The sequence below is a fragment of the Streptococcus constellatus genome (assembly GCF_902167705.1).
GTDB lineage: Bacteria > Bacillota > Bacilli > Lactobacillales > Streptococcaceae > Streptococcus > Streptococcus constellatus_A.
Genome location: NZ_CABHMZ010000026.1, coordinates 1 through 22,777 on the forward strand (window position 1 = coordinate 1; position 22,777 = coordinate 22,777).

General features: G+C 39.6%; 21 protein-coding genes, 1 tRNA gene, 1 other RNA gene and 1 pseudogene. 8 read left to right on the top strand and 16 right to left on the bottom strand.

Annotation, left to right across the window (positions count from 1 at the left end):
* Positions 1-141 precede the first annotated feature (141 nt).
* From FQ204_RS07280 to FQ204_RS07290, 3 genes are all read right to left on the bottom strand, one after another.
* A complete protein-coding gene (locus tag FQ204_RS07280; RefSeq protein ID WP_144210293.1) occupies positions 142-375 on the bottom strand; it encodes a flavodoxin in 234 nt (77 codons plus the stop codon).
* 488 nt (positions 376-863) lie between these two features.
* Positions 864-3,365: a leucine--tRNA ligase gene (gene leuS / locus FQ204_RS07285; RefSeq protein ID WP_144210295.1), complete on the bottom strand. Its 2,502-nt coding sequence runs from the start codon at positions 3,363-3,365 to the stop codon at positions 864-866.
* A gap of 299 nt (positions 3,366-3,664) precedes the next feature.
* On the bottom strand, positions 3,665-5,560 hold the full coding sequence (locus tag FQ204_RS07290) for a M13 family metallopeptidase (RefSeq protein ID WP_144210297.1): 1,896 nt from the start codon (positions 5,558-5,560) through the stop codon (positions 3,665-3,667).
* Positions 5,561-5,735: 175 nt separating this feature from the next.
* Here FQ204_RS07290 and FQ204_RS07295 point away from each other — a divergent pair, with 175 nt between their 5' ends.
* From FQ204_RS07295 to FQ204_RS07310, 4 genes are all read left to right on the top strand, one after another.
* Positions 5,736-6,455, top strand: a complete 720-nt coding sequence (locus tag FQ204_RS07295) for a metal ABC transporter ATP-binding protein (RefSeq protein ID WP_003074230.1) — start codon at positions 5,736-5,738, stop codon at positions 6,453-6,455.
* A gap of 1 nt (position 6,456) precedes the next feature.
* Positions 6,457-7,305, top strand: coding sequence for a metal ABC transporter permease (locus FQ204_RS07300; protein WP_003037625.1), 849 nt, complete (start codon positions 6,457-6,459; stop codon positions 7,303-7,305).
* Between the two features lie 34 nt (positions 7,306-7,339).
* Positions 7,340-8,272 carry a metal ABC transporter substrate-binding protein gene (locus FQ204_RS07305; RefSeq protein ID WP_144210299.1) on the top strand — a complete coding sequence of 311 codons (933 nt, stop codon included), beginning with the start codon at positions 7,340-7,342 and terminating at the stop codon, positions 8,270-8,272.
* 150 nt (positions 8,273-8,422) lie between these two features.
* On the top strand, positions 8,423-9,073 hold the full coding sequence (locus FQ204_RS07310; RefSeq protein WP_144210301.1) for a metal-dependent transcriptional regulator: 651 nt from the start codon (positions 8,423-8,425) through the stop codon (positions 9,071-9,073).
* A gap of 135 nt (positions 9,074-9,208) precedes the next feature.
* On the opposite strand, the gene dtd is transcribed toward FQ204_RS07310, so the two are convergent.
* From dtd to FQ204_RS07345, 8 genes are all read right to left on the bottom strand, one after another.
* The gene (dtd, locus tag FQ204_RS07315; protein WP_144210303.1) at positions 9,209-9,652 is read right to left on the bottom strand and encodes a D-aminoacyl-tRNA deacylase; all 444 of its coding nucleotides are present in this window, start codon (positions 9,650-9,652) and stop codon (positions 9,209-9,211) included.
* A gap of 79 nt (positions 9,653-9,731) precedes the next feature.
* Positions 9,732-11,948, bottom strand: a complete 2,217-nt coding sequence (locus tag FQ204_RS07320; protein WP_039677638.1) for a RelA/SpoT family protein — start codon at positions 11,946-11,948, stop codon at positions 9,732-9,734.
* Between the two features lie 173 nt (positions 11,949-12,121).
* A complete protein-coding gene (locus FQ204_RS10515; protein ID WP_003028899.1) occupies positions 12,122-12,268 on the bottom strand; it encodes a hypothetical protein in 147 nt (48 codons plus the stop codon).
* A 166-nt stretch (positions 12,269-12,434) separates the two neighbouring features.
* Entirely contained in the window at positions 12,435-13,175 is a 741-nt protein-coding gene (locus tag FQ204_RS07325; RefSeq protein ID WP_144210305.1) for a 16S rRNA (uracil(1498)-N(3))-methyltransferase, read from the bottom strand.
* Complete coding sequence (gene prmA / locus FQ204_RS07330; protein WP_144210307.1) at positions 13,176-14,129, bottom strand: 50S ribosomal protein L11 methyltransferase; 954 nt, start codon at positions 14,127-14,129, stop codon at positions 13,176-13,178.
* A 15-nt stretch (positions 14,130-14,144) separates the two neighbouring features.
* On the bottom strand, positions 14,145-14,615 hold the full coding sequence (locus FQ204_RS07335; RefSeq protein WP_144210309.1) for a GNAT family N-acetyltransferase: 471 nt from the start codon (positions 14,613-14,615) through the stop codon (positions 14,145-14,147).
* The gene (locus FQ204_RS07340; protein WP_144210311.1) at positions 14,612-15,058 is read right to left on the bottom strand and encodes an NUDIX hydrolase; all 447 of its coding nucleotides are present in this window, start codon (positions 15,056-15,058) and stop codon (positions 14,612-14,614) included. The genes FQ204_RS07335 and FQ204_RS07340 overlap by 4 nt, the downstream gene beginning before the upstream one ends.
* Before the next feature lie 48 nt (positions 15,059-15,106).
* Positions 15,107-15,577, bottom strand: coding sequence for a DUF3013 family protein (locus tag FQ204_RS07345; protein WP_003070713.1), 471 nt, complete (start codon positions 15,575-15,577; stop codon positions 15,107-15,109).
* Positions 15,578-15,678: 101 nt separating this feature from the next.
* On the opposite strand from FQ204_RS07345, the gene FQ204_RS07350 reads away from it, so the two are divergent.
* The 4 genes and pseudogenes from FQ204_RS07350 to FQ204_RS07365 all read left to right on the top strand — a co-directional run bounded on the left by FQ204_RS07350 (position 15,679) and on the right by FQ204_RS07365 (position 18,031).
* Positions 15,679-16,950, top strand: a complete 1,272-nt coding sequence (locus FQ204_RS07350) for a replication-associated recombination protein A (RefSeq protein ID WP_115263503.1) — start codon at positions 15,679-15,681, stop codon at positions 16,948-16,950.
* 74 nt (positions 16,951-17,024) lie between these two features.
* A non-coding RNA gene (gene ssrS / locus FQ204_RS07355) (6S RNA) lies at positions 17,025-17,218 on the top strand.
* 4 nt (positions 17,219-17,222) lie between these two features.
* Positions 17,223-17,295: transfer RNA gene (locus FQ204_RS07360), tRNA-Lys, on the top strand.
* Between the two features lie 222 nt (positions 17,296-17,517).
* Positions 17,518-18,031: pseudogene (locus tag FQ204_RS07365) on the top strand (DUF308 domain-containing protein).
* 70 nt (positions 18,032-18,101) lie between these two features.
* Here the strand turns inward: FQ204_RS07365 and FQ204_RS07370 are convergent.
* The 5 genes from FQ204_RS07370 to groES form a co-directional block, all read right to left on the bottom strand.
* Complete coding sequence (locus FQ204_RS07370) at positions 18,102-18,761, bottom strand: HD domain-containing protein (RefSeq protein ID WP_144210313.1); 660 nt, start codon at positions 18,759-18,761, stop codon at positions 18,102-18,104.
* A gap of 66 nt (positions 18,762-18,827) precedes the next feature.
* Positions 18,828-19,466 (bottom strand): deoxynucleoside kinase, encoded by a 639-nt coding sequence (locus FQ204_RS07375; RefSeq protein ID WP_126441758.1) that lies wholly within the window; start codon positions 19,464-19,466, stop codon positions 18,828-18,830.
* Positions 19,467-19,652: 186 nt separating this feature from the next.
* On the bottom strand, positions 19,653-20,420 hold the full coding sequence (locus tag FQ204_RS07380; protein WP_126441759.1) for an epoxyqueuosine reductase QueH: 768 nt from the start codon (positions 20,418-20,420) through the stop codon (positions 19,653-19,655).
* 382 nt (positions 20,421-20,802) lie between these two features.
* A complete protein-coding gene (groL, locus tag FQ204_RS07385; protein WP_003070725.1) occupies positions 20,803-22,425 on the bottom strand; it encodes a chaperonin GroEL in 1,623 nt (540 codons plus the stop codon).
* A 32-nt stretch (positions 22,426-22,457) separates the two neighbouring features.
* A complete protein-coding gene (gene groES / locus FQ204_RS07390) occupies positions 22,458-22,739 on the bottom strand; it encodes a co-chaperone GroES (protein ID WP_003070727.1) in 282 nt (93 codons plus the stop codon).
* Positions 22,740-22,777: the final 38 nt, after the last annotated feature.

Below are 22,777 nucleotides of genomic sequence, written 5' to 3' on the forward strand. Positions count from 1 at the left end.
CCACGAAAATGTTTAGCTTACAGAACTGCTTATGAAGCTCTAGTGGATGAGTTAGAGTAAATGTTGCACTTATTCTTGCAATTTATCTTTTATAAAAAACAGTAATAATGCTCGCTACAATAATTAGCAGCAAACCTACAATTAAAAATCAATATCTGTCAGCCATTTGATAGCATCTGTTGTGCTAGACAATACACGCCCTTGAGTACTATTTTTCATCATTTGATCAATAACAATTTGTGCCTCACTATAAGTCGAACCACCTGAAGTTGCAAAAGTTGCGACTCGTTTACCAGCTAAATCTAGACTTTCCATTACTGTTTGGATAAGGCGTGGCGGACGTCCCCACCAAATCGGATAACGCAGACCAATCATCTGTGAATGTGTTGGACAGACCTAATACCATAACCATCCGAACCATCATAAAGGAAATGTTCACAAAGGAATTCTCCCCATAGCGGTTCGTATACCGTCTGAATCATCCAAGTGTTACCAGCACGATGAGACAAGCTATAAAGGACATAAAACTCGTATAACTAATCATCCTATGATGCAAATGATGGATTAGCTCCATCATTTTAGAAATAGCATAAACAAAAGACTAAGTCATAGAAAAGCTCAGTAAACTCTACTTTTTTTGCTTGTATGATAACTCCTTAAAAATAATATTCATAAAGAAAGAGAATGAATTGTTCTTATAAACTAGTCATCATTTTCTTACTTTTTACCATAATTTTCAAGAGCAAGTGCAGCAAGTTTTTCTTCGAGGTATAGTGTTTATAAACAGAAAAAGACTACAGCTAACATACGCTTTTCTAAGCTTATAAAAAATTCTAGCAGAAATTAACTTCTGCTAGAATTTTTTATTTCACAACAATATTAACCAATTTGTTAGGTACGACAATGACTTTGATGACTTGCTTGCCAGCAATTTCTACTTGAATTTTTTCGTTGGCAAGAGCAAGTTTTTCAAGTTCCTCACGGCTTGAGTCTTTTGGTACAACAAGTTTCGCACGAACTTTACCTTTGATTTGAACAACGATTTCTACATCGTTTTCAACCAACTTGGCTTCGTCCCATGTTGGCCAAAGAACATATGAAATTGATTCACCAGATTGTGTCAATGTTTGCCACAATTCTTCTGAAAGGTGTGGCGCAAATGGTGCTAACAATTGTATAAAACCTTTAGCGTAATCAGCAAAAAGTTTGTCTTCTTTGTTTGCAGCATTAATGAAAACCATTAATTGAGCGATAGCTGTATTGAATTTCATGGCTTCAAGTTGTTCTGTAACGGATTTGACAGTTTCATTATAAACTTTATCCAAATTACCATTATTTTCAGCCACAATTTCTTTTGTTGTCAACAAACGATAAACACGATCGAGGAATTTACGTGAGCCTTCAAGTCCTTCTTCAGACCAAGCAATAGATGCATCCAGCGGCCCCATAAACATTTCGTAAACGCGAAGAGTATCTGCACCATACTGCTCCACTACATCATCTGGATTAACAACATTCTTCAAAGATTTAGACATCTTAGCTGGAGCTTGTTCCAATTCTTCACCTGTTTCGATATTGAAGAAAGAACCGTCACGTTTTTCAACTTTATCTGTCGCTACAAGGGCGCCACGGTGATCGCGATAGCTTGTTCCCAAAATCATCCCTTGGTTAAAGAGTTTTTGGAATGGTTCTTTAGTTGGAACGACACCTAAATCATAAAGGAATTTATGCCAGAAACGAGCGTAAAGAAGGTGAAGCACAGCGTGTTCTGCACCACCAATGTAAATATCAACTGGTAACCATGCCTTAAGCAGTTCTTCATCAGCTAATTTTTCCGTATTGTGTGGGTCAATGTAGCGCAGATAATACCAGCTTGAACCTGCCCATTGCGGCATGGTGTTCGTTTCGCGACGGCCTTTGACACCATCTTCACGCGTAACTTCCAGCCAGTCTGTCAAGTTAGCAAGTGGACTTTCACCTGTTCCTGAAGGTTTGATGTCTTTTGTTACTGGCAATACAAGTGGTAGTTGATCTTCTGGAACAGCTGTTGTTGTGCCATCTTCCCAATGAATGATTGGGATTGGTTCCCCCCAATAACGTTGACGTGAGAAAAGCCAATCACGCAAACGGTAAGTGACTTTCTTGTTGCCAACACCTTCTGCTTCAAGCCATTCAACCATTTTATCAATAGCTTGCGCTTTATCAAGACCATCTAGGAAACCAGAGTTGATGTGAAGACCGTCTTCTGTATAGGCTGCTTCCTCAACATTTCCACCTTCGAGAACTGGAATGATATCCAAATCGAATTGTTTTGCAAATTCCCAGTCGCGATCATCATGCGCAGGAACTGCCATAATAGCTCCTGTCCCATAGCTAGCAAGCACATAATCGGCAATCCAGATTGGAATTTCCTTACCATTAACCGGGTTAATAGCATAGCTACCAGTCCAGACACCTGTTTTTTCTTTGGCAAGATCTGTACGAGCGAGGTCAGATTTAAGGCTAGCCGCACGTTTATAATCGGCAACGGCTTGAGCTTGCTCAGGACTTGTAATAGCATCAACAAGAGCATGTTCTGGCGCTAAAACAGCGTAAGTCGCACCAAATAATGTATCTGGACGAGTTGTAAATACGGTGAAATCTTTGTCTGTATCTTTGACTTTAAAAGTCACGTTAGCACCAGTTGATTTACCAATCCAGTTCCGTTGCATATCTTTGATAGATTCTGGCCAATCAAGGTCATCTAGATCTTCCAAGAGGCGTTCAGCATAAGCTGTGATTTTAAGCATCCATTGACGCATTGGTTTACGAACAACTGGATAACCACCACGTTCAGATGTACCATCGGGAAGGACTTCTTCGTTGGCAATGGCCGTTCCTAGTTCTTCAACCCAGTTTACTGGTACTTCAGCTTCGTATGCCAAACCTTTTTCATACAATTTTGTAAAAATCCACTGTGTCCACTTATAGTAGTTAGGGTCAGTTGTATTGACTTCGCGATCCCAGTCATATGAGAAACCAAGGCTATTGATTTGACGTTTGAAGTTGGCAATATTTTCTGCCGTAAACTCAGCAGGATCATTTCCCGTATCCATTGCGTATTGTTCAGCTGGAAGACCGAAAGCATCCCACCCCATTGGGTGAAGAACGTTATAACCTTGCGCACGTTTGAAACGGCTAAGAATATCAGTTGCAGTATAGCCTTCTGGGTGTCCTACGTGAAGACCAACACCAGATGGGTAGGGGAACATATCCAACGCATAAAAGTTTGGTTTTGCACTATCCGTTCCTGTTTTGAACGTCTGATTATCAGCCCAATAGGTCTGCCATTTTCTTTCAATTGATTTGTGATTATAAAAAGTCATTGATTCACTCCAATTTTGTGATGTTATTATTATACCATTTTTAAGCGATTTTAAAAGGCATAATTAGAGAAAAGCGTGCTTTGACTAACTGAATTTATTGTGTGACTAATCTCAATTAACTTTTGCTGGAGATTTTGCTTTAAATTTTTTTAAACTTCCCCCTTGACATGGATTTTGTCTTTGTAACTTAATTCATAAAAAATACCCCAAAAGTTAGATTTTTTATCTAACTTTTGGGGTACAGGTCAATTTTCATTTGAGAACTTTTTATATTCTTCTGCTACTAACAAACGTTGAAATTACCAAATAATCACGCGATCTTCTGGTTTGCGCCACATGCCGTCGCCTTCTTTAACATCAAAAGTTGTAAAGAAATCATCAAAGTTTGGCAATTGAACATTCGTCCGAAGTTTTCCGGGAGCATGCACATCTACACTTGCTAGCATTTGCATATATTCTGGACGAGCTTTCATGCGCCAGATACGAGCAAAGTTGGTAAAAAATTCTTCCGCAGAGAAGTCAGCTTCTTTCTTAGCTGCTTCCAGCGCTGCCGCAATCCCACCGAGGTCTGCAATATTTTCTGAAACAGTCAGCTTCCCATTGACTTTAGCTCCGTAAGAATCTTGTCCGTCAAATTGCTCAATCACCTTCTGAGTCCGAGCTGTGAAAGCTTCGTAGTCTTCTGGCTTCCACCAATTTTTAAGGCTACCATGCTCGTCAAAGGAAGCACCGTTTGAGTCAAAAGCATGAGAGATTTCATGCGCAATTACTGCACCGATTCCGCCATAATTTGCTGATGAAGATTGATGCAAATCATAAAAAGGTGCTTGAAGAATAGCGGCTGGAAAAACAATCTGATTTTGTTGTGGATCATAGTAGGCATTTACCAGATGAGCTGGCATGTGCCATTCACTGCGATCCACTTCTTTGTTCCATTTACTCCAAGTGTGTGCAATGGCTACTTTCGCTAAATTTTGAGCATTTTCAATTAAACCGAGCTGTTCATCAATCACTTTTTTCGCATAGGTTTCTGGCAATTTCTCTGGATAACCAATATGTGGAGTGATAACATTGAGTTTGACAATGGCCTTGTCCCGTGTCTCCTTAGCAAGCCAATCAGCTGTTTCTAAGCGTGATTTATAGACATCAATCATCGTCTTGACCTTATGTTCCACATCTGCTTTGGCTTCTGGTGAGAATTTCTCTTCTGCATACCAAAGACCGAGGGCTTGGTTATAGGGTGCTTGTGCTAGTTGATAAGCTGCTTTTTCTTTTGGACGAGCTTCTGGAACGCCTGAAATAGCACGCACATAGGTGCCTGAAAGGACGCGAATTTCTTCTGTTAGCAAGGAAGTCCATGCTCCAGTAGAGAATAATTTCAGTGCTGCATGCAAATATTCCCAATTTTCTTCTGAATAATATTCCGCTGCAAACTCTTTCCAAAAACGCTCTTGAGGAACAATCACCTTGTCTGGGCTTTGTCCCAAAATCTCTGTAAAAATTGCATCAAGTGGCAATTCTGGAGCGAGCTTCGTGAAATCTGCCCAATCATAAGGGTGATATAACTTCACATATTCTGAAGTTTCTTCATTGGAAAGGACATACTTAGCTAATTTAGCATCTAATTCCAGATATTTATCCAAAATATCTTTTGTTTCTTCTGCTGAAAAGCCAAATTTAGGTAATAATTCTTCCTGCATCTTGCGCCAGATTGTCAGCAATTCCTTGCCTTTTTCATTTCCTTCTTCATAATAGGTCGTATCTGGTAAAATGATTCCAGGTGCATCGGCCCAGAGAACATTCATTTTAGCATTCATAAAGTCTGGCGCGACGTCAAAAGTAAAAGCATTCGGCTTTCCAGCCATTTCATACTCAGCAATCTTCGCTGCAAACTCCTTGAAAGAACTTAAAGCTTTATATTCTTCCACAAGCGGCATTGCAGGGGTAACTCCTGCTCGTTCCCGTCCGTCAAAATCTGCCACCAAACGGTGGTATTTCACAAAATTTTGCAAAATTGGATCTTCTGGAACATCTTGACCTGCTAACCATTTATCAGTTGTTGCTAGCATCAATTTTTCAATATCTTGATCCAAATCCATAAATCCACCTGTCACAGGCTTGTCCTCAGGAATCACAGCAGTTTTTTCCCATTCACCATTGACATAATTAAAAAAGTCATCTTGTAAACGTGTCATCTTGTTCTCGCTTTCATTGTTTTATCTTAATCCTATCAAAAAAGTTCTGAATAATCAAACTTTTATCAAAAGAGATTTTTATGCCAAACCTCACTTCTGATTTTTCTTAAAAATTCTAAAAATTAACTTGACTTAATTTTTATTTTAATGTATATTAACTGTAGGGGTGTATAAAATGATACGTATCGAAAATTTAAGTGTTTCTTATCAGGAAACACTTGCTCTCAATCAGATTTCTTTGGAAATCCAAGGCCCAACTATCATGGGAGTTATTGGTCCCAACGGAGCTGGTAAATCAACCCTTTTAAAAGGAATGTTGGGCATCATTGATCATGTTGGACAAACTTACCTTGATGATAAAGAATTCTCAAAAGTACTTAGCCATGTAGCTTATGTGGAACAAAAAATTCACATTGACTACAACTTTCCAATCAAAGTGAAAGAATGTGTGTCGCTTGGACTGTATCCAAAAGTGAAACTTTTCCACAGGTTAACAAATAAAGAATGGGAGAAGGTGACAAATGCGTTACGCATTGTCGGCTTAGAGGATTATGCTGAACGCCAAATCAGCCAATTGTCAGGAGGGCAATTTCAACGGGTCTTGATTGCGCGCTGTCTAGTACAAGAAGCTGACTGTATCTTTCTGGATGAACCATTCGTTGGAATTGATTCAATCAGTGAAGAAATCATCATGACAACGCTACGCAGTCTAAAAGAACAAGGAAAAACGATTCTCATTGTTCACCATGACTTAGGAAAAGTCCCACATTACTTTGATCAAGTTTTAATTTTGAATAAAGAACTCATTGCCATTGGAGAAACTTCATCAACTTTCACAGAAGAAAACTTGAAAAAAGCCTATGGCTCTCAGCTTTTTGTGAATGGAGGTCTCTAATATGTTTTCAGAATTTATTGATGGACTACAAAATTTCCATTTTCTACAAAATGCACTGATTACGGCCATTGTCATCGGGATTGTTGCTGGAGCAGTTGGTTGCTTCATTATCCTAAGAGGCATGTCCTTGATGGGCGATGCCATTTCACACGCAGTCTTGCCAGGAGTTGCACTCTCCTTTATTTTAGGAATCAACTTCTTTATCGGAGCCATTGTTTTTGGACTTTTAGCTTCGGTCATTATTACTTATATTAAAGGAAATTCAATTATCAAAAGTGATACTGCCATTGGAATAACTTTTAGTTCCTTTTTAGCTCTTGGAGTCATTTTGATTGGAGTTGCTAATAGTTCAACCGACCTTTTCCATATTCTTTTTGGAAATATCTTAGCTGTGCAAGACATTGATATGTGGATTACAATTGGTGTAGGAATCGCTGTTCTAATTATTATTGGACTATTCTTCAAAGAATTATTGATTACATCTTTCGATCCACTTCTGGCAAAAGCGATGGGGATGCCAGTCAACTTTTATCATTATCTCTTAATGATTCTCTTGACGCTGGTTGCAGTTACAGCTATGCAAAGCGTGGGAACAATTTTGATTGTTGCTATGCTGATTACACCTGCTGCTACTGCTTATCTTTACGCTAACAGTCTTAAAACGATGATTATCTTGTCTTCTAGCTTGGGGGCAATTGCATCTGTCTTAGGACTTTTCATTGGCTATACCTTTAATGTTGCGGCTGGCTCAAGCATTGTACTGACATCCGCCATTATCTTTGCCATTAGTTTCTTTATCGCTCCAAAACAACGATTTAACAAACTAAAAAATAAACCCAAGCTAAAATAAAATTAGTATTTCATTTATTAAAGGAGAACCTTATATGAAAAAATTAGGTTTTATCGCCGTTCTGTTTTTAGCCATCGTCGGGCTTGCTGCCTGCGCTGGTCAAAAAGGAACTTCTACCAACAAATCTTCAAAATTGAATGTTGTTGCTACCAACTCGATCATCGCTGATATTACCAAAAATATCGCTGGTGATAAAATCAATCTGCACAGTATCGTTCCTATCGGAAAAGATCCACATGAATACGAACCATTACCAGAAGATGTGAAAAAAACATCAAAAGCTGATTTGATTTTCTACAATGGTATCAATTTGGAAACCGGCGGAAATGCTTGGTTTACAAAATTGGTCAAAAATGCGAAAAAGACTGAGAACAAAGATTACTATGCTGTAAGTAACGGAGTGGATGTTATCTATCTGGAAGGTCAAAATGAAAAAGGGAAAGAAGATCCTCATGCTTGGCTCAATCTTGAAAACGGAATTATTTATGCTAAAAACATTGCAAAACGTTTGATTGAAAAAGATCCTAAAAACAAAGAAACTTATGAAAAGAATCTGAAAGCTTATACTGCAAAACTTGAAACATTGGACAAGGAAGCAAAAGCAAAATTCAATAATATTCCTGCTGAAAAGAAAATGATTGTTACCAGCGAAGGTTGCTTCAAATACTTCTCTAAAGCCTACGGCGTACCTTCTGCCTACATCTGGGAAATTAACACAGAAGAAGAAGGAACTCCAGACCAAATCAAAACTTTAGTTGAAAAACTTCGTAAAACAAAAGTGCCTTCACTCTTTGTCGAAAGTAGTGTCGACGACCGTCCAATGAAGACTGTTTCAAAAGATACAAAAATTCCAATTTATGCCAAGATTTTCACTGATTCAATCGCTGAAAAAGGTGAAAAAGGTGATAGTTACTACGACATGATGAAATGGAATTTGGATAAAATTGCTGAAGGTCTTAGCAAATAAGAAATGGAAAAAGGAGCCGGAATTGATTGCCAGTTCCTTTTTACTTGAATTTTCCTTAAATAGCCAATACTTCATTCTACTAAGCAAATGGCTAACGGCTGTATTCTTCAGGTATTTTTGGTATACTTAATACGATAAGGAGTAAACAACATGACCCCAAACAAAGAAGATTACCTCAAATGTATTTACGAGATTGGTACGCATCGTCAAAAAATTACAAATAAAGAAATTGCTGCTCAAATGCAAGTATCTCCTCCAGCTGTCACAGAAATGATTAAAAAGATGATTGCTGAAAAATTAATTATCAAAGACAAGATTAAGGGCTATTTATTAACCAATCTTGGTCTTCACCTTGTCTCTGAACTATATCGCAAACATCGTTTAATTGAATACTTTCTAGTGCATAATTTACAATACACTACAACAGATCAAATCCATGAAGAAGCAGAAGTCTTAGAACACACTGTTTCAGAATTATTTGTCGAGCGATTGGAAAAAATGTTGGATTACCCAGAAACTTGTCCTCATGGCGGGACCATTCCCCAAAAAGGTGAATTACTGGTTGAAAAATACCAGTTAACGTTAAACCAAGTCCAAAATGCTGGAGTCTATCGCTTAGCAAGAGTTCATGATGAGTTTGAATTATTAAAATATTTGGAAAAACACGATTTACATCTGGGAGATACGCTGATTCTGGAGCAATACGATCCTTATGTTCAACTATATTTGCTCAAAGTAAATGAAAAAGAGCTGCAAATCAATTCAACGATTGCCCAACAACTTTATGTGGAAACGCTCTAAAAGGAAGAGGGACTGTCAAAGCTTCTAACATCAGTGCATTAGAGGTCACTCAACTACTTCGTATTGAGTTTTATTCTAGAAAGTAACCGAGTCTGGAACAAAAGTGTTCCAGACTCGGTTTTATTTATCATTTTCTCAACGATTCTTCGTATCTAACACAATCGTCACCGGTCCGTCATTGATTAACTCAACCTGCATATCAGCTGCGAAAACACCTGTTTTAACAGGTATTTCTCGACCTAGCAATTCGTTAAAATCATCATACAATTGACTAGCCAAGTCTGGTTGAGCAACGCCTGTAAAAGCTGGACGATTCCCTTTTTTTGTATCTGCGTAAAGGGTAAATTGAGAAATAGAGAGAATTTCTCCTTTCACATCTTCGACAGATAAATTCATTTTATCTTCTTTATCTGAAAAAATCCGCATATTGGCAATTTTTCTTGCTGCATATTCTACATCTTCTTGAGCATCATCTGGTGCTACACCGACTAGTAACAGCAGTCCTTGCTGAATCTGATTGTAAAGTTCGCTATCAATTGATACCGAAGCTCGCTTCACACGCTGAATCACTATTTTCATTTTGAACTTCCTATTTTTATATTGAGAAAAAATCACAAGAGATTGCTTGAGTAGAATCTTTCTGCTCTGCTGTTCTCACTTAGCCATTTGTCCGTTTAACCGAATAGACTTCCGGCACACTCTTAATCTTATCAACTACTGTTGTCAGCATAGATAGATTAGCAATTCCGAAAGAAACATGGATATTGGCAAATTTCATATCTTTGGTTGGCTGTGCATTGACGGTGGAAATATTTTTGGTTGTGTTGGACAAGACTTGCAAGACATCATTCAAAAGGCCAGTGCGATTGAGACCATATATATCAATGTGAGCAGTGTATTCCTTAACAGAACTATTGTCTTCCCATTCGACATCAATCAAGCGCTGCTCATAATTTTCCTGCGCTCGTAGATTCATACAGTCCTTACGATGAATGGCAACCCCGCGCCCCTTTGTAATGTACCCGACAATCTCATCACCAGGAACTGGATTACAACATTTGGCAATCCGTATCAAAAGCCCTGACGCACCTTGGATAATGACGCCGCCCTCATGTTTGACCTTGAGGGTGTCCTTGTTTTCAACCTTGACTTCACCGCCCTTAACAAGCTCTTCTGCTTCAGCTCTTGCTTTAGCACGCTCTTCTTCACGGCGTTCTCTTTCTGTCAAACGATTAAAAATCGAAACAGCACTAACTTCACCAAAACCAATCGCCGCAAAAAGAGTTTCCTCTGTTTTGTAGCTCGTTTTTTGCAGGACTTCTTCCATGTGTCTTTTGTCCATGTATTTGTTAGCCACATAGCCATTTTCTTGAAATTGTGCTTGCAGAAGTTCTCGACCTTTAGAAATGGATAATTCCTTGTCTTGATTTTTGAAAAATTGACGAATTTTATTGCGTGCCTTGCTAGTCTTAACAAGGTTAATCCAGTCACGACTCGGTCCAAAGGAATTGGAACTGGTAATAATCTCAACTTGGTCCCCTGTTTTTAACTTCGTAGTCAAGGGCACCATGCGACCATTTACCTTTGCACCAACCGCTTTTTCACCCACTTTTGTATGGATTTCATAGGCAAAATCAATCGGTCCTGAGTCTTTTGGCAGCGAACGAACAGCACCATCCGGCGTGAAGACATAGATTTCTTCAGCAAGGTAATTTTCCTTGACGGAATCCACAAAATCCTGTGCATCATTGGACTGGTCTTGGAGTTCCATCATCTCCTTAATCCAATTCATCCCAATCGCCGATTCTTTGCTATCAACCTGCCCTTTAATACCTTTTTTATAGGCCCAGTGTGCAGCAACCCCGTATTCTGCCACTTCGTGCATTTCTTTGGTCCGAATTTGAAACTCAATCGGTCCCTTAGGCCCATAGACGGTCGTATGGATTGACTGGTAACCATTTGCCTTGCGATTAGCAATATAATCTTTAAAACGTCCGGGCATTGGTCGCCAGAGTTCATGAATGTAGCCCAACATAGCATACACATCACTTTGCGTATCTAAAATGCAACGAATAGCGATCAAGTCATAAATCTCATCAAAACGCTTTTTCTTGTCCTGCATTTTCCGATAAATGGAGTAAATATGTTTAGGGCGACCATAGATTTGCCCATGAAGATTGCGCTCAGAAGCATAGGTTTCAATCTTGTGAACCACTTCGTCAACTAAATCCTCACGTTCCCGACGTTTTTCCTTCATCAGGTGGGAAATCTTATAAAACTCTGTCGGATTCAAATATCGAAAAGCCAAATCTTCTAGTTCCCATTTGACGCTCGAAATCCCCAAACGATGAGCTAATGGAGCATAAATTTCCATGGTTTCGCGTGAGATGCGTTCCTGTTTGTCTTTGCGCAGGTGCTTAAGTGTTCTCATATTGTGCAAACGGTCTGCTAGTTTTACCAAAATGACACGGATATCCTTGGACATCGCCATTAGCATTTTGCGGTGGTTTTCAGCCAACTGTTCCTCGTGAGACATATACTTGACTTTACCAAGTTTGGTCACACCATCGACAATCACGCGCACATCATGTCCAAATTCGCCTTCCAAATCGTCCAAAGTTGCAGCTGTGTCTTCTACAACATCATGTAAAAAACCGCAAGCGACACTGACCGCATCCAACTTTAGCTTAGCTAAAATCCCTGCCACTTGAATCGGATGGATGATATATGGCTCACCTGATTGGCGAAATTGCCCCCGATGCCGATCTACCGCATAAAAAAGAGCTTTTTGAATCAAGGTGACGTCTTCTGATGATAAATATTTTCTAGTAAGAGCGACCACTTGATCGCCCGTCAAATTCACTTCTTTTGGCATTTTCTCTCTCCAGTTCTTCCTACCATTTTATCATTTTTAGACCGATATGAAAACAAGGAAATACAGAAGAAAGCAATAGAATCATAAGAAATACCTAAAAGCTGCAGATTCAATACCATTTCCCCAATACTAGGAAAAAGAACATGGCACCATTTCAGGTAAAAAGCCCGCCTTTAAATAGGCGGGTTGTGATGGAAGAGGTGATGCTTTTCTGCATGTAGCATATCTCCGATAAATTCAACATAAGCATAAATGAGATAGCAAGCTGATACAACACCTAAAATAGCAATAAACAGCTCAAATAAGGTAGATAAAGACATGATGAACCTCCTCTCCTTACCAAGCAAAAGCAGTTTTCGCAATCTAGCCAGCAGATTTGTTTCCGTACTTCCATCCTTTCTAGCTAAACTAGATATTTCACTTATATTATACCAAAGTTAGGAGCTAAGAACAATGGAAATGAGCTCGATCAATGAAACTTTCCGGCTACATCAACTCTGTCAAAACACTAACCGCACTTAATGCGTAAAGTGGAGCTGTCTCTGTCCGCAAGATACGTGGACCCAGCCCTGCCAGTATCGCTCCTGTCTCTTCCAATGTGGCAATTTCTGCTGGAGACAGACCGCCTTCTGGACCAAAAACAAATAAAATCCGACTTCCTTTTTTGAGTCCAGTCACAACCTTGACCAAAGCAGCAGACTCTCCCTCTTTAGCAGATTCCTCATAAGCTACAATGACGCGGTCAAACTGGCTCAAACAATCTAAAAAATCCATTTTCTTCTCGAAAAGTCGAACTTCTGGTACCCAATTGCGTTTGCTCTGCTCTGCTGCTCCCAAAACAATCTTCTCTAGTTTGTCTGCTTTTTTAGCAAGTTTCTTACCGTCCCACTTGGCAACAGACCAGTCGGCCGGAAAGGCCCAGATAGCAGCTGCACCCAGTTCCGTCGTTTTCTGAGCTACCCATTCCAGCTTGTCTCCTTTGGGAAAGCCAGAAGCAATCGTCACATGAATCGGCAGCTCCGCGTTGTCTGGTAAATCTTCTACCAGATTCAGCACATGGCGCTCTCTATCTGCAACTCTTGCTAGGCGTTTAATACCATCCTCAAAAACCAGCACTACCTCATCATCTTCTACCAAACGCATAACAGAAAACATATGCTTCACTGTATCCTTGTCCCTCACAGTCAGTGGGGATTGGACGACTCCCTTGATAAAATACTGCTGCATTTAGCCTCCTATCACGCCGGAAATATTCTGTGTTTTCTTAAATACACAGGCATGCCATTCGCCTTGTATCATATGAGTTTCTAAGAAAAATCCAGCAGCTTCAACCGACTCTCTTACCATGTTCCATTTCTCGGAAATAATGCCACTCATAATCAGGTAGCCTTCATTCTTGAGCAAACGGTATGCATCATCAGTCAGATTTACCAGAATATCCGCTAAAATATTGGCTACAATGACATTCGCTTTAATATCCACACCCCGCAAGAGATCGCCAGTAGCTACCTGAATATTCTCCATATTTGCATTCAGTTCAATATTCTCCTGCGCCACACGTACAGCTATTTCGTCTAAATCATACGCATAAATCTTTTTTGCACCCAAGAGTGAGCTTGCTATAGAAAGGACTCCACTACCTGTCCCTACATCCAGCACCGTCTCACCACCTCGTAGTACTTGTTCTAAGGCAAAGAGACTCATCTTGGTCGTTGGATGAGTCCCTGTGCCAAAGGCCATGCCGGGATCCAGCTTAATCAGCTTCTCTCCCAGTCCCGCTTCATAGTCCGTCCAAGATGGCACGATAGTCAAATCATGGGTAATCCGAGCTGGTTCAAAATATTTTTTCCAATTGTCCACCCAATCTTGCTCTGCCAATTCTTGCTGAGTCAAACAGACCTGACCCGTTTCTAAGCCAAAGTCTGTTAGCTCTTTCAGCCGGGCGTGGACCTGGGCCTTGACCACCTCCATATCTACCGTATCAGGATAGTAGCCAGTGATTCGGACCTGTTTCTCTTGCTTAACCTCTGGGAAAATCTCCCCATAGATACCCACCTGACCCAAATAGTCCGCACTGTCATCAATAGCCACGCCCTGACAGCCTGACTCAATCAGAATATTGGCTGTCGCTTCCTCGGATTCCCTATCTACCTCAATCGTTAATTCCTGCCATGTATCCATTACTCACTCCTTATTTCACTCAATTGTTTTGGTCATATAAACCATATCCATATCCTCTTTTTCCGGCTTGATATGGGTTTTCCGGTAGCCATTTTTCTCATAAAAGCCCACCATAGCCTCATCCTGCAAGACAGTGCACAAATCCCATTGTTTGGCAGCTGAGAACTGTTCCTCTACAAGTTTCAAACCTGCTGAACCAATTCCCCGGCCTTGATAATCGGGCAGAATCGCCGCTGTTCCCAGCCAACACTCTGTCTGCTCATCGTTGGTCTGGATACGGATAAACCCACACACTTCCTCATCATCCTTGACAAAATAATAAAAGCTATTAGGACGTTCTGCCAGCTTCCACTGGATGCGCTCCCGCTCTTCCAGATAAGGATCATACTCATCCTGATATTTGTCATAAACTGCCTTAAAAGCAGCCCGCTGAATACTGACAATGGTTTCTAAATCTGTAGCTTCTGCTTGTTCTATATAAATCATCTTTGAACCTCCTCCAAATAATCTCTCAATCTACTTTTCAACTGTGGAATGACGTTTTCGTCTGCTAATAATTCTTCTATATTTACCAATTTGTAGCCCTGTCCTTCATTACCAAAGACAATCTGAGCAATCTCCTTCTGGCTAATCACTCCCACTATAAACACAGAGGTCTTAGCCGGATTGACAATGCCTTGGTAGGCTTTGACCCAAAGAATTGAGCTTTCCTTAATCGTAATGCCTAATTCCTCAAAAACTTCTCGCTTGATACACTCAAAAGGCGTTTCTTCCTTTTCTCTCCCACCGCCAGGAAAATCCCACATATTGGGATAAGAAATAGTGGGAATATCGTCTCTTAAAATGGTTAAAATTGTATCGCCATACAGCAAAGCAATTTTACAACCTGAAAAATCAAACGTTTGATACAAAACAGTCATATCACTCATTCTTCCCTACCTCCGTAAAATCAGTGTTCTTCTTAGGCAGCTTGTATTTCAGTATCTCGGATAGGGATAAAAGTCCGTCTCTTTCAAATCTGCTCTGGCTTTTTCAAAAGCTTTATTATTCCAGACAATTTCAAATTCCTCTGCCGCTGGATCTGCCAGAAAATCCATGAGAGCATCTAATCCCTCTTCGGCTGTCTGCTTCAAAAAATCCACAAAGTAGGTCAAGAATTCACGAGACAAACCTTTTTTTGGCTCGTAAGGAACAACTGTTAGATAATCCTCTGTTTCAAAGTGAGACTTAGCAGGATTATAAAAGAGAACGCTTTCTTCAAAGAAAATGTCTTCTGTGCTACTTTCTCCATCCACATCTAACAGTTCGATGCCATTTGCATTTTGTACTTCTAAGAGAAAGGACACTTCTACGGCATGATTCTTCTTATCCCAGTTTATCTCATAGTCAAATGGAAAGCATTGCCCCATTTCTTCATTTAATATATCCAAAAATCCATATTTAACCATAGCCAGCCTCTCTCCAATCCTTTAAAATGTGTTAAAATAGATACAACTATAGTAACATAAATCACAACAGTTGAAAAGAATACCAGTAAGGAGGAAAACGTATGCCAGAAAATTTAGCTATCCGCATGCGACCTAAAAATATTGATCAGGTCATCGGTCAGAAACATCTGGTCGGCGAAGGAAAAATTATTCGTCGCATGGTGGAAGCCAATCGTCTGTCTTCTATGATTCTCTACGGACCGCCCGGCATCGGTAAGACTTCCATTGCTTCTGCCATCGCTGGTACTACAAAATTTGCTTTTCGGACCTTTAATGCTACCGTTGATAGTAAGAAGCGTCTGCAAGAGATTGCGGAAGAAGCCAAGTTCTCTGGTGGTTTGGTGCTACTTTTAGACGAGATTCACCGTTTGGATAAGACAAAGCAGGACTTCCTCCTCCCTCTGTTAGAAAACGGTCTAATCATCATGATTGGTGCCACAACAGAAAATCCTTTTTTCTCCGTCACTCCCGCTATTCGCAGCCGGGTACAGATTTTCGAGCTGGAGCCTCTGACAAATGACGATATTAAACAAGCTATTCAAACAGCCTTGGCAGACACCGAACGAGGTTTTGATTTTCCTGTCCAATTAGATGATGACGCACTGGACTTCATTGCCACTTCCACGAATGGAGATCTGCGCTCAGCCTTTAATTCTCTAGATTTAGCAGTCCTCTCTACCTCAGCGGATAATTCAGGCGTTCGCCATATCACTCTAGATATTATGGAAAACAGCCTACAAAAGAGCTACATCACTATGGACAAGGACGGGGATGGTCACTATGACGTCCTGTCCGCCTTACAGAAGTCTATTCGGGGGTCTGATGTCAATGCCAGTCTCCATTATGCAGCTCGCTTGATTGAAGCTGGAGACCTTCCCAGCCTCGCACGACGCCTGACGGTCATTGCTTATGAAGACATTGGTTTGGCAAATCCCGATGCTCAGATTCATACAGTGACCGCACTTGAAGCCGCTCAAAAAATTGGGTTCCCAGAAGCTCGCATCCTCATTGCCAACATTGTCATTGACCTAGCACTTTCTCCTAAGTCCAACTCGGCCTACGTAGCCATAGACAAAGCACTCTCTGACTTGCGCCAGAACGGAAATCTCGCTATCCCTCGCCATCTACGAGACGGTCACTACGCTGGCAGTAAGGAGCTGGGAAATGCTAAAGATTACAAATATCCACATAACTATCCTGGTAACTGGGTACAGCAAAACTATCTTCCTGAAAAAATAAAAAACGCCGATTATTTCACTCCGAACGAAAATGGAAAGTACGAACGAGCCCTTGGAATGACTAAAAATAAGATTGATCAACTCAAAAACCACTAAAAAATCGTGGTATCGTTTGCAAAAAATCAATTTTTTCTCTTGAATTTTTCAAAAATTGTGGTATCATAATTATAGAAACGCTGTGGTGTACGACTTCACACTTAAGTGTTGACCGACTATTTTTTGTATTATTAGGGAAACAAAAGATTTCTAACAGCTTGCAGGCCGTTTCACGCGGAAGCAGCTTCAGTTAGAGCGAGTTGCCCACCTGCTTAATTGCGCGGGTTCAATACAAATCGTGAAAGTTCGGCACCAATACAGCTTTTTCTGTTGCCTCCTTAGCTCAGTTGGTAGAGCAGTGGACTCTTAATCCATGGGTCACAGGTTCGAGCCCTGTAGGGGGCATAATAAAATTTAAGTAGAAAGCCTATATGATAGGCTTTTTTGTTGTTCTCACTTATAATCTTCTAACCTTGTTATAGTTACAAAAAATAATAAAACAGCCTTTTTTGTTCCACAAAAAGCCATACTAAAATTCTCAAACTATCTATTTCCTTTCTTGACATCTCCCATCAAAAGAGTTAAAATGCTTTCATTCTCAAACTATACTATATAGGGGATGTAGATATGAAATTTTCTAATTGTTTATTGCTATTTCTTGCAGGAACTGTTCTTGCTTTATTAACACTTTTTCTATTTACAGAGCCAGCAGCTAATCTTGTTGCTTACAGCTGGTGGATTGCATTTGGTTTATTGGTTGCTTCTATAGCGGCTATTTTAAACTATTTCTCTGTGCTAAAAGAGCTTCGCTCACCTATTTATCTTTTTCAAAGATTATCAACCTGCTCTTAGCTCTTTACCTCGTTGCCTATGGATTGTGACCTTACCTGTCATCATTCCAACCATTTTAGGAATTTAGTTAATTGTAGAAGCCATTATTGCTTTCTTTAAAGGTAATTGTCTAGGACTGATTTTCTCTGCTATTGGCAATCACATCATGTGGGTGGCGCTACTTGTATTTCTGCTTAGATTAGTCATTTTGTTCAATCCAATAGCTACAAGCGTCTTTGTCATTTATGCCGTTGCTTTTGCATTTTTAATTGCTGGTTTTACCTATATCGTTGATGCCTTTCGTAAATAATCTAGCTGCCATTTTGGGTATATTAAAATAGCTGGGAAGTTACATTCTCAGCTTTTTCATATCTTATTTGTCACTTTTTCGCATTCCATTCAGCATAGAATTGATCTAAGTATTCTTCCAAAAAGCGATGTCTACTTTCTGCCATTTTTTGAGCAGCAGCGGTATTCATCATGTCTTTTAATTTGAGTAATTTCTCATAGAAATGCATGATAGCTGAACTCTTCCCAGTACGATATTCTTCCAATGTCATGTTTTCTCTCGGCTGCAAATCTGGATCGTGAATCGGTCTCCCTATATGACCTGAATAAGCCATAGCTCGCGCTATTCCAATCGCTCCAATCGCATCCAATCGGTCGGCATCTTGAACAATTTTTCCCTCCAAAGTGCTGATATTCTTCTGTTGATAATCACCTTTAAATGACATTGTTGAAACAATCTCTAACACATGAGCTATTTCCGCCTCTGAAGCCTGATGATTCTGTAGCCATTGCTCAACCTTTTGCAAGCCCACTTCTTCACTCTCATTTAACTTCCCGTCAGCTATATCATGTAGTAAGGCAGCTAGCTCACAAATAAAAACATCTGCTCGTTCTTGTTTGGCAATTTCTACAGCAATATTTGTGACACGTACAATATGCCACCAATCATGTCCGCTTGTTTCGTCTTTCAGTTCAGCATAAGCAAAATCTCTAGCTTCTTGAAGAATTTTCGTTTGTCGATCAGTTATCATCTGTCTCTCTTTTTTATTGATGTATACAAAAATCTCGAAGCTATTTCGAAACTTTCTTTATTAGACTCATTTTTCAAGCCCAATCGTTTTCATTTTTTGTTGAATTTGTTGGTAGACGTGATTCCAGTCATTTGGATTTGCAATATCTAAATCATCTGTTGCAATTCTCATTTTAGGACTGTAGTTGTAATCCTCATACCAATTTTGATAATGCTTATAAAGCAGTTGATAGTAGTCAGCTAGTCCATTTTCTTCATTTGGTTGCTCATAATTGCGACCGCGTTTTTTGATATTGTTCATAATATGGTCGAAACTACCATCTAAATAAATCAACAAATCTGGCGCTTTCTTAGGCAGACCTTGGATTTCTTCCATCATATTGTCCAAAAGTTCCAAGTAGATACCATACTCTTGCTCACTGATACTTCCCTTGAGTGTATTGATATAAGTAAACAAAGCGTCTTCATAAATAGAACGATCTAGAATATTATTGTCGTCATGATAAGCCGCTTTGATCATTTTAAAGCGTTTATTTAGAAAATAAATCTGCAAAGCAAAGCCATATTTATCTGGGTCTTCATAATATTTATCCAAAATAGGATTTTCTTCTACCGGTTCAAAAAATGGCTGCGTTCCTAATTCCTCGGCTAATCGATAAGTGTAGGTCGTCTTACCTACCCCAATCATGCCCGCTAAAATAATCACTATCTTCCTGCACCTCCAAAATCTATCTAATATCAGGTCATCAACTTCAATAAAAACACCATATATTGTGCTAAAAAAAATAATAACACAATATATTGATGACGTCAAGATATAAAACTTCTAAATGTACAAACAAAAACAACCTTGTAAGAAGAAACACGATCAACTCTAGTACAAGTGTTATTTTTAGCATTCTCCATTTGTGACAGTAAATTTAATATGCGAATAATCTTTTTCTAAATCTTTCCCCTTCAAAAAAGCTACTGCATCTTTTTTTATCTGAATGAGGTCAATTCCTTGTGCCTGTGCTGCAAAAACACAACCACAATAGCATTGTCGATAAATGTCGTACTCTTCACACATTTCAACCGAGCGTTTATAACCCTGATTTTTCTTGAAATCACTAGGAAGATACTGCGTTGCATAAACTTTCTGTACTTCTATTCCAACACTATTGATCGTCTGCGAATTTTTATGAGGACTGATGGTCAGGGCGCTTCCAAAATAGTCAAATCCCAAATCAACAGCCACTTGTGCTGTCTTATCTAAGCGATAATCATAGCAAACTTTACAACGATCGCCACCTTCCGGCTCTTCTTCCAAGCCATGTACTGTCCGGAAAAATTCCTGTGGCTCATAGGGAGCTTCTAAGTATCGAACATGATTACCAGTATTTTCATTGAAATCATGAACAAATTTTTGTGCAACATAGGCACGACGCTGATATTCTGCCTTAGGGTGAATATTTGAATTAGCAAAATAAACCGTCACATCCGCATACTGGGTCAAATACTCCAGAGTATAGGTCGAACAGGGTGCACAACAAGTATGCATCAAAATCGTAGGACGCTTCTGATCTGATTCCCAAACTTTGACCATTTGCTGCATGACACGATCATAGTTTATTTTTTGGTTGGGATTCATTTTACTCAGAATTTCTTCAACATCAATCATTGTTTTCTCCTTAGAAATGTATCACTATTTTACCACAGAAAAGGAGCGGAGACAAATAGACAAAAGAGAATAACTTTTTCAAACAGCACTAATTTATCAAGCAAGAAAAATAAAGTTCTGGTTCTTTTGGCTCTCTTTGTATTGATCGTACATATACCCCAGCTAAAAACTTAAAAAAAAAGTGAGTTTGGATTTATCAAATCCAAACTCACTTCGCTTTTTATATCCTTCAAAAGCACGTTTGCGCTTCAACATAAAAGCAATCTCGTGCAACATTAAACATCGTTAAGAGCTGTATGAGAAAAACAAATCTTCTCTTATTCATCAAATAATTCGTTGATTTTCTAGCTTGTTTTACTCTTTAAACTCTCTATATCTTAAATTACATCATGCCACCCATCATGCTTGGATCCATTGCTGGAGCTGGGCTAGCTGGTTCTGGTTGGCTAGCAACAACTGCTTCTGTTGTTAAAATAAGGCTAGCTACTGACGCAGCATTTTGAAGGGCAGAACGAGTAACCTTGACTGGGTCAATGATACCTGCTTCAATCATGTTGACCCATTCACCAGTTGCAGCATTAAAGCCTGTACCAACTTCAGAGTTTTTCAAACGGTCAATGACGATCGAGCCTTCAAATCCTGCATTGATAGCGATTTGTCGAATAGGTTCTTCCAAAGCACGAAGAACGATATTACGACCTGTTGCTTCATCACCTGATAAGTCTAAGGCTTCAACAGCATTTAAAACATTCACAAAGGCTGTTCCACCACCTGAGACAATTCCTTCTTCAACAGCGGCGCGAGTTGCATTGAGGGCATCTTCAATGCGGAGTTTCATTTCTTTGAGTTCTGTTTCTGTTGCAGCACCCACTTTGATGACTGCCACACCACCTGACAATTTTGCTAAACGTTCTTGTAGTTTTTCTTTGTCAAATTCAGATGTAGCACTTTCAATTTGCGATTTAATGACAGCCACGCGGTTAGCAATCGCTTCAGCAGCTCCTGAACCTTCCACAATCACTGTGCTATCTTTGTCGACAGTCACTTTTGAGGCTTGTCCAAGTGCTTCAATGGTTGCATCTTTCAATTCTAGACCAAGATCTTCTGTAATCACTGTACCGCCAGTCAAAATCGCAATATCTTCTAACATAGCCTTACGACGGTCTCCGAAGCCTGGCGCTTTCACAGCGACTACATTGAAAGTACCGCGGATTTTATTTAACACAAGAGTTGGAAGAGCTTCACCGTCTACATCATCTGCGATAATCAATAATGGACGACTTGTTTTTAAAATATTTTCCAACAAAGGAAGAATTTCTTGGATATTAGAAATCTTCTTATCTGTAATCAAGATATATGGATTATCTAAATCAGCAACCATTTTTTCATTATCTGTTACCATGTATTGAGAAAGATAGCCACGGTCAAACTGCATACCTTCAACAACATCTAGCTCTGTTTCCATTCCTTTTGATTCTTCAATAGTGATGACACCGTCGTTGCCAACTTTTTCCATAGCTTCAGAAATGTATTCTCCGACTTTTTCAGAACGTGATGAAACAGCCGCAACTTGCGCAATCGCTTCTTTATTAGAAACCGGAACAGAATTTGCTTTTAAGGCTTCAACAGCTGTTGCAACAGCTGTTTCAATACCACGACGAATGCCAATTGGGTTTGCACCAGCCGTTACATTTTTGATTCCTTCGCGGACAATGGCTTGGGTCAAGACAGTCGCAGTAGTTGTTCCGTCACCAGCGATATCATTAGTTTTTGAAGCAACTTCTGACACCAACTTAGCGCCCATATTTTCAAAATGATCTTCGAGTTCAATTTCTTTTGCAATAGTCACACCGTCATTTGTGATGAGTGGTGAGCCAAATGATTTTTCAAGAACAACATTGCGTCCTTTAGGTCCTAAGGTTACTTTAACGGTATCTGCCAAAATATCGACACCACGTACCATAGCACTTCTTGCATCTGCTGAAAATTTAATATCTTTTGCCATTTTTACAATTCCTCTTTCTATAAATGTTTAATTTATTCAACAATCGCTAGAATATTTGTCTCATTGACAACGAGGTACTTTTCTTCGCCGTCTTTGACTTCAATTCCTGCATGGCTTTCAACGAGAACAGTATCATCGGCCTTCACGCTTGGAGCAACGAGTTCACCGTTGAGCGTACGAATTCCTTCCCCGACAGCTATAACTTTTGCCGTCTTCGTTGCGTCTTGTCCTGCTCCTGCAATGACAAAGCCACCAACTTTTTGTTCTCTTTCTTCTACTTTTAGGACCACACGGTCGCCTAATGGTTTAAGCATTTGTTTACCTCCAATATCTTGTTTTAGCACTCTATATA

Bases quoted from the DNA above. Each gene is read 5' to 3' on its own strand.
- FQ204_RS07280 (WP_144210293.1), bottom strand. From the start codon at position 375: ATGATTGGTCTGCGTTATCCGATTTGGTGGGGACGTCCGCCACGCCTT.
- leuS (WP_144210295.1), bottom strand. From the start codon at position 3,365: ATGACTTTTTATAATCACAAATCAATTGAAAGAAAATGGCAGACCTAT.
- FQ204_RS07290 (WP_144210297.1), bottom strand. From the start codon at position 5,560: ATGACACGTTTACAAGATGACTTTTTTAATTATGTCAATGGTGAATGG.
- FQ204_RS07295 (WP_003074230.1), top strand. From the start codon at position 5,736: ATGATACGTATCGAAAATTTAAGTGTTTCTTATCAGGAAACACTTGCT.
- FQ204_RS07300 (WP_003037625.1), top strand. From the start codon at position 6,457: ATGTTTTCAGAATTTATTGATGGACTACAAAATTTCCATTTTCTACAA.
- FQ204_RS07305 (WP_144210299.1), top strand. From the start codon at position 7,340: ATGAAAAAATTAGGTTTTATCGCCGTTCTGTTTTTAGCCATCGTCGGG.
- FQ204_RS07310 (WP_144210301.1), top strand. From the start codon at position 8,423: ATGACCCCAAACAAAGAAGATTACCTCAAATGTATTTACGAGATTGGT.
- dtd (WP_144210303.1), bottom strand. From the start codon at position 9,652: ATGAAAATAGTGATTCAGCGTGTGAAGCGAGCTTCGGTATCAATTGAT.
- FQ204_RS07320 (WP_039677638.1), bottom strand. From the start codon at position 11,948: ATGCCAAAAGAAGTGAATTTGACGGGCGATCAAGTGGTCGCTCTTACT.
- FQ204_RS10515 (WP_003028899.1), bottom strand. From the start codon at position 12,268: ATGTCTTTATCTACCTTATTTGAGCTGTTTATTGCTATTTTAGGTGTT.
- FQ204_RS07325 (WP_144210305.1), bottom strand. From the start codon at position 13,175: ATGCAGCAGTATTTTATCAAGGGAGTCGTCCAATCCCCACTGACTGTG.
- prmA (WP_144210307.1), bottom strand. From the start codon at position 14,129: ATGGATACATGGCAGGAATTAACGATTGAGGTAGATAGGGAATCCGAG.
- FQ204_RS07335 (WP_144210309.1), bottom strand. From the start codon at position 14,615: ATGATTTATATAGAACAAGCAGAAGCTACAGATTTAGAAACCATTGTC.
- FQ204_RS07340 (WP_144210311.1), bottom strand. From the start codon at position 15,058: ATGAGTGATATGACTGTTTTGTATCAAACGTTTGATTTTTCAGGTTGT.
- FQ204_RS07345 (WP_003070713.1), bottom strand. From the start codon at position 15,577: ATGGTTAAATATGGATTTTTGGATATATTAAATGAAGAAATGGGGCAA.
- FQ204_RS07350 (WP_115263503.1), top strand. From the start codon at position 15,679: ATGCCAGAAAATTTAGCTATCCGCATGCGACCTAAAAATATTGATCAG.
- FQ204_RS07370 (WP_144210313.1), bottom strand. From the start codon at position 18,761: ATGATAACTGATCGACAAACGAAAATTCTTCAAGAAGCTAGAGATTTT.
- FQ204_RS07380 (WP_126441759.1), bottom strand. From the start codon at position 20,420: ATGATTGATGTTGAAGAAATTCTGAGTAAAATGAATCCCAACCAAAAA.
- groL (WP_003070725.1), bottom strand. From the start codon at position 22,425: ATGGCAAAAGATATTAAATTTTCAGCAGATGCAAGAAGTGCTATGGTA.
- groES (WP_003070727.1), bottom strand. From the start codon at position 22,739: ATGCTTAAACCATTAGGCGACCGTGTGGTCCTAAAAGTAGAAGAAAGA.